Annotated in this window: 7 protein-coding genes; all 7 read right to left on the minus strand. The window is 60.8% G+C overall.

The annotated features are described in order from the left end of the window. Positions 1-50: 50 nt before the first annotated feature. Positions 51-3,662 (minus strand): chromosome segregation protein SMC, encoded by a 3,612-nt coding sequence (smc, locus tag ML_RS08250; protein ID WP_010908442.1) that lies wholly within the window; start codon positions 3,660-3,662, stop codon positions 51-53. A 1,227-nt stretch (positions 3,663-4,889) separates the two neighbouring features. Next, complete coding sequence (locus ML_RS08260; RefSeq protein WP_156511888.1) at positions 4,890-5,063, minus strand: hypothetical protein; 174 nt, start codon at positions 5,061-5,063, stop codon at positions 4,890-4,892. Positions 5,064-5,081: 18 nt separating this feature from the next. After that, positions 5,082-8,078 (minus strand): bifunctional [glutamine synthetase] adenylyltransferase/[glutamine synthetase]-adenylyl-L-tyrosine phosphorylase, encoded by a 2,997-nt coding sequence (locus ML_RS08265; RefSeq protein WP_041322874.1) that lies wholly within the window; start codon positions 8,076-8,078, stop codon positions 5,082-5,084. Between the two features lie 48 nt (positions 8,079-8,126). After that, entirely contained in the window at positions 8,127-9,473 is a 1,347-nt protein-coding gene (gene glnA, locus ML_RS08270; protein WP_010908444.1) for a type I glutamate--ammonia ligase, read from the minus strand. Positions 9,474-9,569: 96 nt separating this feature from the next. Next, positions 9,570-11,105 carry an alpha/beta hydrolase gene (locus tag ML_RS08275; RefSeq protein ID WP_010908445.1) on the minus strand — a complete coding sequence of 512 codons (1,536 nt, stop codon included), beginning with the start codon at positions 11,103-11,105 and terminating at the stop codon, positions 9,570-9,572. A 74-nt stretch (positions 11,106-11,179) separates the two neighbouring features. Next, the gene (locus ML_RS08280; RefSeq protein WP_111481041.1) at positions 11,180-12,742 is read right to left on the minus strand and encodes an alpha/beta hydrolase; all 1,563 of its coding nucleotides are present in this window, start codon (positions 12,740-12,742) and stop codon (positions 11,180-11,182) included. Between the two features lie 189 nt (positions 12,743-12,931). After that, positions 12,932-13,189 (minus strand): WS/DGAT domain-containing protein, encoded by a 258-nt coding sequence (locus ML_RS19185; protein WP_368730474.1) that lies wholly within the window; start codon positions 13,187-13,189, stop codon positions 12,932-12,934. Between the last annotated feature and the right edge of the window lie 33 nt (positions 13,190-13,222).

Raw genomic sequence — 13,222 nt, forward strand, 5'->3', positions numbered from 1 at the left:
TTACCCAGTTCGCCCCCTCACCGCTGGAGATACCCCCTCACGTTGCGACGCTACGAGGAACTGGTTACTAGCGACTCTACCTGCTGACCGCGCATCCGCTGTGAGATCACCGCAGTGATACCATCGCCCTGCATGGTCACGCCGTACAGTGTGTCAGCGACTTCCATCGTCGGTTTCTGGTGCGTAATGATTATAAGCTGCGACTGGCCACGCAGTTGCTCAAACACACCAATTAAGCGACACAGATTGACATCGTCGAGCGCAGCCTCCACCTCATCCATGATGTAGAACGGTGACGGGCGAGCTTTAAAAATCGCCACCAACATAGCCACCGCAATCAGCGACTTCTCGCCACCGGACAGCAACGATAGCCGGCTAACCTTCTTGCCGGACGGACGCGCCTCTACTTCTATGCCAGTGGTGAGCATGTCATCCGGATCGGTCAACCTTAGCCGACCTTCGCCACCGGGGAACAGTGAGGTAAAGACACCGCGGAATTCACGCTCCACATCCACAAAGGCGTCGCTGAACACCTGCAGGATACGAGCATCGACTTCAGCGACAACGTCGAGCAGATCCTTGCGGGCACCCTTGACATCCTCAAGTTGGGTAGACAAGAAGTTATAGCGTTCCTCTAGTGCAGCGAACTCCTCCAGCGCCAGCGGATTGACCCTGCCCAGCTCAGCTAGTTCACGCTCCGCACGTTTGGCCCGACGCTCCTGGGTAGCGCGGTCGTACGGCATCGGAGCAGGCGAAGTCACCTGTTCACCACGCTCCCGGGCCTGTTGGAATTCAGCCATTTCGAGCTCGGTCGGCAGTAGCGCAACCTGCGGACCGTACTCAGCGATTAAATCCACCGGCGCTATTCCGAACTGCTCCAGCACCAGCTGCTCGAGCTGCTCGATACGCAGCGCCGCCTGAACGTTAGCCACCTCGTCGCGGTGCAGCGAATCGGTTAGGGTGGCCAACCGAACCCTCAGAGTGTTTACCTCGTAGCGCACAGCCGCTATTGCAACCGATCGCTGCTGACGCTCGGTGGCCAGTGCATCGCGGTGTCGCGCCGCCAGGTCGACAGCCTGGGTCAACCGGGACGCCAGCAACTGACCGCAGTCGGTAACCGCAGCAGCTACCGCGGCCGCGCGTATTCGTGCGGCGTGCGCTTGCTGGTCCCGCAACCGCACCTCACGCTCAGCAGCGGCCGCGCGACGCAATGAATTCGCCCGCCCGCACACAGCATTGACGCGTTCTTCGGCAGTCCGAACCGCAAGTAGGGCTTCCACTTCGACGCCACGAGCCTCCTCGGCCGCGGCGACAATCAGCTGCCGGGCCGCTGCAGAATTCTCATCGAGAGCATGCACATGCTGGATCTGCTCGACGTTATGCAACCGGGTTTCTAGTTCGACAACCTCTTCGAGAATCGAAACACGCCTGGCTTCTAATTCCTCGCGCTGGGCTAGCAGACTTTCCCATTCTGCTTCGGCAGCGCGAACCTCCTGCCCGAGCCGCCCTAGCTGGTCATACATTGACAATATTGCAGTGTCGGATTCATTGAGTGCGACCAATGCCTGCTCAGTGGCATCGGAATGGGCAACCTGCTCGGACAGTGCACCGGACAACGCGGCATTCAGTTGCGCCATATGTGCCTCGGCAGCGGCTAGCTCGGCACCAGCCTTATCGATCTCCGAAGTGACCTCCAGTGTCGACAGTCTGCGGCCAGAACCACCGCTCACCCAGCCGGCGCCCACCAGATCACCATCAACGGTGACCACCCGCAACTGCGGACAGATATCGACCACGCCCAACGCTTCGGCGAGGTAGTTGACCACCACGACACCGTACAGCATAGCGATCAACGCGCCCTGCAGCCACGGCGGTGCCTCAATCAAATCGAGCGCACGTTGAGCCCCATCGGGCAGCCCAGTAACGCAGGCCGGTCCCGCATCCGCCAGCCAGTCAGCCAAGACGAGGGTCGCGCGGCCTGCGTCGGCTTCCTTAAGCGCGGTGAGTGCGCTACGAGCCGCGCCCAAACTATCGACGGCCAGCGCATCTGCCGCGGGCCCGAGCACTGCAGCCAGCGCTGCCTCGTAGCCGGGGCGCACCTTCACCAACTTGGCGATCGAACCTAAGAGCCCGGTGTCACTGTAATTGCGTGCCAGCCAAGCCGCGCCGTCCTTACGCTCGAGTCCCATCGTCAGCGCGTCAATACGAGCTCGCAGCGAAACCACCTGGCGTTCGGCGTCTCGCTCAGCGGACTGCAGTTCAGCCACGCGTTCGTTAGCGAACCGCAATGCCGCCACGGCCCGTTCGTGCTGTTCGTCAAGGTGGACCTCGCTCTGATCCAGTTCACCGACGCGGCCCTGCACGGTTTCAAACTCCGCGAGAATCTGCTGGGTTCGTGCAGTAACCTCCTCGATGCGCTCGGACAACCGCGCGACGCTATCATCGATCGATTCGATACGCGCCCGCATAGTCTCCACCTGGCCGGCCAGCAGCGCCAACCCCTCGCGCCGATCCGCCTCCGCACGGACCGCCTCCAGATGCGCTTTGTCGGCCTCAACGGCGTGGCGCTCGCGGTCGGCCAATTCGGCACGAGCGGCCTCCAATTGGGTACGTGCTACAGCCAGCTCCGCCAGCAGCTGCTGCTCGGCGACCTCCATCTGCTGGGCCTCGGCCTCCAACACGTCGGGGTCGGTGTCGCTCGGTGTGGCTGGATCGACATCAAGATGGTACGCGCGTTCGCCGGCGATCCGAATCGTTGCACTTACCCGCTCGACCAGGGTGGACAACCCGAACCAGATCTGCTGGACCGACTCAGCCCGTCCCGAAAGCTCGGTAAGCGCAGCTTCATGCGCCGCCAGCTCTTCGGACGCTACCGCCAGCCGAGCAGCCGCCTCATCATGATCACGGCGCATCATCGTCTCAGCCTCGACGATCGCATCTCGCTGCCCTTGTCGACTTACCAGATCATCTGCGGCCAATCGCAACCGAGCGTCGCGTAAATCGGCCTGAATAGTCGCGGCCCGTCGGGCCACTTCGGCTTGACGGCTCAACGGCTTGAGCTGACGTCGTAATTCCGTAGTCAAATCGGTGAGCCGGGCCAGATTCGCCGACATAGCATCGAGCTTTCGCAAAGCCTTTTCCTTGCGCCTACGATACTTAAGTATGCCTGCGGCTTCTTCGATGAAGGTCCGACGGTCCTCGGGCCGTGACTGCAGGATCTGATCGAGCTTACCCTGCCCGACAATCACATGCATCTCGCGGCCAATGCCGGAGTCGCTCAGCAATTCCTGGACATCCATCAAACGGCAACTACTGCCGTTAATTTCGTATTCACTAGCACCGTCGCGAAACATCCGCCGCGTGATCGACACCTCGGAGTACTCGATCGGCAGCACGTTGTCGGAGTTGTCGATGATCAAAGTGACTTCTGCGCGACCCAACGGAGCGCGCGACAACGTGCCGGCGAAAATGACATCTTCCATTTTACTCCCACGCAGCGTCTTGGCTCCCTGCTCCCCCATTACCCACGCCAGAGCATCGACGACGTTGGACTTACCGGAGCCGTTAGGTCCAACGACAGCGGTAATGCCCGGCTCAAAACGTAAAGTCGTCGGCGACGCGAAGGACTTAAAGCCCTTCAACGTCAGACTCTTGAGGTACACGACCAGCCACATTACCCGCGCGGCAGATCCGCGTTACCCGGCTCTTCCCAGCATGTGGATAGGACCGAACTAGCGCTCGCTTAAGCAGCTGTCTTCGCGGATTGCTAGGACCAATCAACGATCACCTTGTCGACTGTGCCGTACGTAGTTTGGCTCTCCAGCACGGCACAGGCAACGTCTCGCACAGCTCCTGAACAACCACCAGCACGCAACCGTTCAACATAGCTGGTCGCGTTGATAGTGACGCGCAGCTCCAACACCCGGCAACGGGTACAACCCTTACAGGTCGAGCTCGAGGGTTTCTTGAAGCATCGAGGTCCTACCACGTGGTTGCCAACTTGGCCTGAGTGGCGTCAAAAATCGTGCGGTTCCCGGGCTCTGCTGTCTTGTGTCTGTGGCGGTGAGTTGTTCGGTTGGTTTCATAGGTGGTGGGTGAAATGGCTGTTTTTGCGTTTTATGACTGGCCGATATGTTCGGTAGTCGTGGGGGGCAGCCCGGAATCCTGTTGACGTGTTTTGCTGTGTTGCGGGGTTTTTGTTGGTGGGTGGCTGACTGCCTGCTTTCGATGAGGCTTCGTGTGCTTTGCCGCAGTGGACACGATTAGCGCGGCGCACGTAAGCATGTCGGTGGTGGATGCTGCTTGGTCTACATGTTGATGATGCCAGGGGCTGGGCACCTGGGCTGTGCTGAAGGCGATATCGATGCAGGCGTGAGTGTGAGGATAGTTGTTAGCGCCGCGGGGTAGGGGCGTTTTAGTGTGCATGTCATGGCCTTGAGGTGTCGGCGTGGTCAATGTGGCCGCACCTGAACAGGCACGTCCCCGTGCACGGTATAACTATTCGCACCTGATGTTATCCCTTGCACCATTTCTGCCGCTGGTATCGGTGTCGGCGGCTTGTTGACCGGCCCTCAGCCAGCAAGCAGGCATGCCGCCGGGTGCAGCAGTATCGTGTTAGTGAACAGTGCATCGATGATCCGGCCGTCGGCGGCACATACGGCAACCTTCTAGCGCAGATCAACCACCCACACCCCACCAGCCCACCACAACACCACCCAAACCAAACCAGCAAAAAATAACCACCAAATGACCATCACGACGACACCTTGAAGTCTAAACGGACAAGTTACTGGTTACTGGCCGGGCGCGGCTTTACCCGATAGCAGCGGACGGCTGTCAACGCGATACTTCACGCCCCCATGGCCAAGACGGCTCACTGAGCAATGATTTCAGTCACCGCCTAGAATCGCACTTCGCGCCTGGCAGATGAAATCATAGTCAGCTCGGGTAAGAACGATCGAGTCTATCCTAGACCCCAAACACCACACGATGTCGATCACGCACTGAATGGTCGGCAGCACGAAAAGTAGCTCCTCTTCGCTTAAGAATTCGACGGCAGCCAACCGGAACAGATTCCTGCTTCAACTACCAAAAACCTTGCGCACAAATGTTTTTGCACGTCGCGTCACCCGCAGATAGTTGTCCAGGAATTCGCTGCCGTCATCGCTTGGCCAGCCGGCGGCGACGGCGACCGCGTTAAGCTGGCGTCCAGGCCCTGGCAGCTGGTCGGTGGTCTTACCCCGGACCAGCACCAGCGCATTGCGGGCTCGAGTAGCGGTCAGCCACGCCTGCCGCAGCAGGTCCACGTCTGCTTCGGGGATCAGGTTGGCAGCAGCTATGGCGTCTAGGGATTCCAACGTCGAAGTCTTGTGCAGAGCCGGCAGCTCGTGCGCATGCCGCAACTGCATCAACTGGACAGTCCATTCGATGTCGGCTAATCCCCCGCGGCCCAGCTTAGTGTGCGTGTGGGGGTCGGCACCGCGCGGTAAACGCTCGGCCTCGACGCGCGCCTTCATCCGACGAATCTCGCGCACCGCCTCGGCAGATACACCATCGGGTGGATAGCGCATTTTATCGGCCATCAGCAGGAACCGCTGGCCCAAATCCGCGTCGCCGGCAACCGCGTGTGCGCGGAGTAAGGCCTGAATCTCCCACGGCTGAGCCCACTGCGCATAGTAGGCGGCATAGGCACCCAAGGTACGAACCAGCGGTCCGTTGCGACCCTCGGGACGTAGATTGGCATCAACGTCCAACGGCGGGTCAACGCTGGGTGTCCTCAGCAGTCTGCAAACCCGTTCAGCGATCATCCCCGACCATCGCAACGCCTGCGCATCCTCGACCCCAATGGCCGGCTCGCAGACAAACATCACGTCGGCATCTGAACCGTATCCCAGTTCAGCACCGCCTAACCGGCCCATGCCGATGACCGCGATGGCCGCCGGCGCCTTGTCACCGTCAGGCAGGTAGGCCCGGATCACTGCGTCCAAAGCGGCCTGCAACACCGCCACCCACACCGACGTCAGTGCCTTACACACTTCGGTGACTTCCAACAAGCCCAGGAGGTCCGCGGACCCGACCCGGGCCAACTCACGACGCCGCAGACTACGCGCGGCGTCTATGGCCCGTATCGGGTCAGTGTGGCGGCCCGCCGAAGTGATCAGCGCGCGAGCCACCATGGCTGGCTCAGCCTCCAGCAGCTTCGGGCCCGCTAGCCCGTCTCCGTAAGACTGAATGACTTCGGGCGCACGCATCAACAAATCTGGCACATACACAGAGGTACCCAGCACATGCATCAGCCGCCTGGCCACTGCTGGCTTGTCACGCAACGTGGACAGGTACCAGGTCTCAGCCGACAGCGCCTCGGACAAGCGCCGATAAGCCAATAGCCCGCCGTCAGGGTCGGGCGCATACGACATCCAATTGAGCAACCGGGGCAACAACACCGACTGCACCCGCCCTCGCCGCCCACTCTGGTTGACCAGCGCCGATATGTGTTTCAACGCGGTCTGCGAGCCCTCATAGCCCAGTGTGGCCAGCTGCCGCTCGGCTGCCTCCGATGTCATGCCGTGACGAATCTCCAGGCTGGCCGGCCCGATCGACTCCAACAGCGGCTGATAAAAGAGCTTAGCATGCAGCTGTGATACCCGCAGGTTCTGGTTCTTGAGCTCCTCGCGCAGCACCCCCGCAGCGTCGTGCCGGCCGTCCGGACGGATGTGCGCCGCGCGGGCCAGCCAACGCACCGCCTCTTCATCGCCGTCCTCGGGCAGCAGGTGAGTGCGCTTGAGTCGCTGCAGCTGCAGTCGGTGCTCAAGCAGTCGCAGGAACTCATAGGAGGCGGTCAAGTTCGCAGCGTCCTCACGGCCGATATAGCCGCCCTCACCCAACGCCGCCAGCGCGTCTACCGTGGAAACCACATGCAGCGACTCGTCGCTGCGGCCGTGCACCAACTGCAGAAGCTGCACGGCAAACTCCACATCTCGCAAGCCGCCACTTCCGAGTTTGAGCTCGCGGCCGCGGACATCCGCAGGCACCAGCTGCTCCACGCGCCGCCGCATGGCCTGCACCTCGGCCACGAAATCCGCACGTTCGCAGGCGGCCCAGACCATCGGCATCAACGCGGCCAGGTAACGCTCACCCAGTTCCGCATCGCCAACCGCCGAGCGGGCTTTCAGCAACGCCTGAAACTCCCAGGTCTTCGCCCAGCGCTGGTAGTAGGCGATGTGCGACTCGACCGTACGTACCAGTTCACCGTTGCGGCCCTCCGGCCGCAACCCGGCGTCCACCTGGAAGAACGCCTCCGAAGCCACCCGCATCATCTCACTGGCCACGCGAGTGCTGAGCGGGTCAGCTTGCTCAGCGACAAAGATGATGTCGACGTCGCTGACGTAGTTCAGTTCGCGGGCACCCCATTTGCCCATAGCAATGACCGCCAGCCGCGGTGGCGTGCGATCACCACACACAATTTTTTCGGCCACACGTAGTGCAGTCGCCATCGCGGCGTCCGCAATATCAGCCAGCTGGGCAGCGACCAGGGTAAACGGCAGCACCGGCTCGTCTTCGACCGTTGCGGCCAGATCGAGCGCGGCCAACACCAGCAGCTGATCACAGTATAACGTGCGCAATCGAGGCAGTACCGAGTCTGGCGCATCCAAAGGGTCATCCCCAAAATTACTCACGCACTCGTCGAAAGCCTGGTGCAGCTGGGTACGGGACGGCAAGCTGACCCTGCCCCGCAACAGCTTCCAAGACTGCGGATGGGCGACCAAGTGATCGCCTAACGCCAACGACGAGCCCAGCACGGCAAATAGCCGCCCACGCAGACCGCGATCGGTGAGCAAAGCGGCATTGAGCTCATCCCATCCGGTGGCCGGGTTCTCGAACAGCCGGACCATGGGGCGCAGCACAGCATCGGCGTCGGGTGCCCGCGACAGCGACCACAACAGGTCCACATGTTCTCGGCAATCGTAGTCATACCAGCCCAGTAGCGCGAGATTCTCCGCGGCATGAGGGTCAAACAACCCGAGCCGGCCGACACTGGGCCGCTTGAGGCGCTCTGTCGCGGGCTTTCTCACAACCACGACGGTAGTGCAACACACCCCAGTCGAACTGACCGGAGAGAATCTAGGCTACAACGACAGGTAAGTCTTCAGCTCATAAAGCGAGACATGACTGCGATAGTTAGCCCATTCCGCACGCTTATTACGCAAGAAAAAGTCAAAAACATGCTCCCCCAAGGCTTCCGCGACAAACTCGGAGACCTCCATGGCACCAAGAGCACTGTCAAGACTGGTTGGCAATTCTCGGTATCCCATCGCGAGCCTTTCTTCGGGCGTGAGATCCCAGACATTGTCCTCGGCCTGCGGCCCCAGCACGTAACCCTTCTCCACCCCACGCAAGCCAGCGGCCAGCAGCACGGCGAACGCTAGGTAGGGGTTGCACGCTGAATCGGGACTGCGCACCTCGACCCGCCGCGAAGACGTCTTGTGCGGCGTGTACATCGGCACCCTCACCAAGGCAGACCGGTTGGCCGCCCCCCACGAGGCAGTGGTGGGTGCTTCGCCGCCAACCACCAGCCGTTTGTAGGAATTGACCCACTGATTGGTGACCGCGCTAATCTCGGAGGCATGCTCAAGTATCCCAGCAATGAACGACTTGCCCACATCCGACAACTGTAACGGATCGTCGTCGCTGTGGAAGGCGTTCACGTCACCCTCGAACAAGCTCATATGGGTGTGCATCGCTGAGCCAGGGTGCTGCGCGAATGGCTTGGGCATGAATGACGCCCGAGCGCCGTTTTCGATCGCGACTTCTTTGATGACGTAACGGAAAGTCATCACGTTATCGGCCATCGACAGTGCGTCGGCGAAGCGCAGATCGATCTCCTGCTGGCCGGGCGCGCCTTCATGGTGACTGAACTCCACCGAGATACCCATGAATTCCAGGGCCTCGATTGCGTGCCGGCGAAAGTTCAACGCGGAGTCGTGCACCGCTTGGTCAAAATAGCCGGCGTTGTCGACTGGAACTGGAATGGGCATCGACCCGTCCTCAGGCCCCGCCTTGAGGAGGAAGAATTCGATTTCGGGATGGACGTAGCAAGAAAAGCCAAGGTCGTTGGCCTTTGTCAGCTGACGCCGCAAAACGTGTCGAGGGTCCGCCCACGATGACGAGCCGTCCGGCATAGTGATGTCGCAGAACATCCGCGCCGAGTGGTGGTGTCCGGCGGTGGTAGCCCAGGGCAGGATCTGAAAGGTCGACGGATCCGGATGCGCCACGGTGTCGGATTCCGAGACCCGCGCAAAGCCCTCGATCGAGGATCCGTCGAAGCCGATGCCTTCCTCGAAGGCACCTTCTAACTCGGCGGGAGCAATCGCGACCGACTTGAGGTAACCAAGCACGTCGGTGAACCACAGGCGCACGAAGCGGATGTCCCGCTCCTCAAGCGTGCGCAGCACAAATTCCTTCTGTCGATCCATAACTCGCACATTATGCAACTGTTGTTAATCCGGTATTGCCGGACCAGCCCATTAGCGTTGCTCAGTTCCCAGTTAAACAGCCGTTTATGAATCAGCTTAGGGCTGACATTGTAAGGACGCCGGTAGCAACGTCTCGTCCACGAAATAATGCACCACCGCGCTATCCACACACTGGTCGCCGTTGAACACCGCGGTGTGCTGGGTTCCGTCGTAGGTGATCAGCGGGCTGCTCAGCTCGCGAGCCAGGTCTACCCCGGCCTGATATGGAGTGGCCGGGTCGTGCGTTGTGGAGACCACGACAACCTTGCCCGGCGCGACCGGCGGCGCGGGGTGCGGCATCGATGTCGCCGGCACCGGCCACAGTGCACAGATATCGCGGGGAGCGTTGCCGGTGAATTGCCCGTAGTTGAGGAACGGAGCGGCCTGGCGTATCTGCTGATCGGCCGATACCCAGCTCGCCGAGTCGGTTGGCACCGGCGCGTCGACGCAGCGGATCGCGTTAAACGCGTCCTGGTCGTTGGTGTAGTGCCCATTGCGGTCCCGGCCGTTGTAGTCGTCGGCGAGCAATAGCAGGTCACCGGCGTCGGTGCCACGCTGCAGCCCAAGCAAGCCACTGGTCAGGTATTTCCAGTGCACCGGGGTGTAGAGCGCATTAATGGTGCCGGTGGTCGCGTCAGCGTAGCCCAGGCCGCGTGGATCCGACGTCCGACCCGGCTTGGTAACCAACGGGTCGATCAGCGCATGGTATCGGTTGACCCATTGGCTGGGGTCAGTGCCCAGTGGACAGGACGCCGAGCGGGCGCAGTCCGCGGCATAGTCGGTAAATGCGATCTGGAATCCGGCCATTTGCTGGATGTCTTTCTGGATTGAGCTAACACTCGGGTCAATAGCGCCGTCAAGCACCATCGCCCGCACATGGTCGCTGAACCGCTCGAGATAGGCGGTACCCAATTCGGTGCCGTAGCTATAACCGAGGTAATTGATCTGCTCGTCTCCCAGAGCCAGGCGAACTATATCCATGTCGCGCGCGGCCGAGGCAGTTCCCACGTTCGCCAAAAATGCGGTGCCGACCCGGGCAACACACTGTTGAGCGAGCTGCTTGTAGACTTGCTCGATGTGCGCCACACCGGCCGGGCTGTAGTCAACCATCGGTTCGGTCCGGTACGCGTCGAACTCAACGTCAGTGCGACACCGAAGCGCCGGGGTTGAGTGGCCGACTCCTCGCGGGTCGAACCCCACCAGGTCGAAGTGACGGCCAATATCGGTACGTTGTAGCCCTGGTATCATTTCGGCGACCATGTCAACCGCGGACGCCCCGGGTCCTCCCGGATTGAACAGCAGCGATCCGATCCGCTGGCCAGTCGCTGGAGCGCGGATGACCGCCAATTCGGCGTGCACCCCATCAGGATTGTTGTAGTCGACCGGCACCGACACCGTTGCACACCGTGCCGAGGGGATGTCGCTAGTGTCGGACAGGAACACACTGCAATTACCCCAGTTCTGCTCCGGCACCGGGCTAGGAGTCTGCTCTGGGCTGGCACCAACCACCGGCGGTGTCATTGCCGGTTGCAGCAACAGCCCTAACGAAAGCAGCGCCGAGCTCAACGATCTCAGGCTCGGCATGGCTACCATCGTTGCATTCTCGTATACCCACAGCAGCGCGAAAAGGTCACGCGTTGGTCACGTCAATCTGTTGTCGTCAGGCTTCAGCACTTCGCCCCGCTCGGCGGCGTGGTGCCGCCAATCAGATACTCCGTCACGTAGTCGTCAACGCAGCTGTCGCCTTGGAAAACCACGGTGTGCTGGGTTCCGTCAAATGTGAGCAACGAACCCCGAAGCTGGTTCGCCAAATCTACCCCGGCCTTATACGGTGTCGCCGGATCATGAGTGGTCGACACCACCACTGTCGGCGCCAAGCCGGGCGCCGAGACAATGTGCGGCTTGCTGGTCGGTGGTACCGGCCAGAACGCGCAAGTGCCCAGCGGCGCGTCACCGGTGAACTTCCCGTAGCTCATGAAAGGTGCAACCTCCCGTGAACGGCGATCTTCATCTATGACCTTAGCCCGGTCCGTAATCGGGGGCTGATCAACGCAATTAACTGCCACCCGTGCATCGGTGGCGTTAGTGTAATGGCCTTGCGAGTCACGACGCATGTACATATCAGCCAAGGCAAGCAGGGTATCTCCGCGATGGTCGACCAGCTCGGAAAGACCGTCGGTGAGGTGGTGCCACAGCGTGGGCGAGTACAGCGTCATGATGGTGCCTACGATCGCATCGCTATAACTCAACCCGCGCGGGTCCTTCGTCGGTGCGGGCCTGCTAACCATCGGGTTATTGGGGTCGACCAGCGGGTTGACCAAGTTGTGATAGACGTCGACGGCTTTGGCCGGGTCGGCGCCAAGCGGGCAAGACAGTTTCCTCGCACAGTCTGCGGCATAGTTGTTGAACGCGTCTTGGAATCCCTTGGCCTGGCGCAGATCCGCCTCGATGGGATCGGCGTTGGGGTCGACAGCGCCATCGAGAATCATCGAACGCACGTTCTGCGGATAGGCTTCAGCGTAGGCCGCACCGATCCGGGTACCGTACGAATAGCCGAGATAGGTCAGCTTGTCGTCACCCAACGCTGCCCGGATGGCATCGAGATCCTTGGCGACGTTGACCGTCCCGATGTTTTCCAGGAATATCTTGCCCATCTTGGCGATACAACGACCGATGAACTGCTTAGTCTCATCCTCGATGTGTGCCACACCCGCCGGGCTGTAGTCGACCTGGGACTCGGATCGCAACCGGTCGTTGTCGGCATCGGAGTTACACCAGACCGCGGGCCTCGATGCTCCCACCCCACGGGGGTCAAACCCAACCAGGTCAAAACGTTCGCGAACCCGCTTCGGCAACGTCTGAACAACGCCCAACGCAGCCTCGATGCCGGACTCGCCGGGCCCCCCAGGGTTGATGACCAGCGAACCCATCCTGTCACCGGTCGCGGGAAAGCGAATCATCGCCAGCGCCGCTACATCATCATCGTGGTGGTCATAGTCGACCGGCACGGCAAGCTTTCCGCACAACGCGCCACCGGGGAGTTTCACCGCGGGGTTGCTAGGACGACACGGTGCCCACGCCACCGGCTCGCCCAGTTTCGGCCCAGCCATCAGAGCACGCCCGCTAACAACACGGACACAGCCAGCGAGAACCAGCGCTACGGCCGCGATCGCAGTCCCAAGCAGCAGCATACGCGCGATCTTGTCACGATAAGACAGGGCCATGCTCACATATGCTGCCAGAGAGGGCTTCGGTTCCTGGTGAGCGGCCGTCACCTAAGTAGCTACTAGATGGCTGCGAGCAGTTCTCCATAAACCGATGCTGGACTCGTCCGACCATCTACACATAAAGTCCGGCAGCAGTTCCAGGCAGGATATGAGCCCGCATCGAAGTTTCCGTTCAGCGGTATCACGGTGACCTTAAGACCTGCACCGCAAAAAAATCGGCCCCAACGGATACATCGCTTTGACCTCACAACCCAGCATGTACAACGGCAACTGGGGACCGAACACATTGGAGACCATCGAGTTATGCACCAGCAGGCTCTCAGGCAATCGGGTTCGAGCGTAGAGTCGTATCACCACTTCGAGAACTCTAACACGGCAAACTACGACCAATCCTGCAACAGGATGGCGCTGATAGCCGAACTGTTTCTTGGCAACAGAATTCACTTGCACGATAGCGTTCAGTCGTTCTACTAGATCGGCAAA

Origin of the sequence: Mycobacterium leprae TN (genome assembly GCF_000195855.1) — a bacterium.
In the GTDB taxonomy this organism is placed as follows: Bacteria; Actinomycetota; Actinomycetes; order Mycobacteriales; family Mycobacteriaceae; genus Mycobacterium; species Mycobacterium leprae.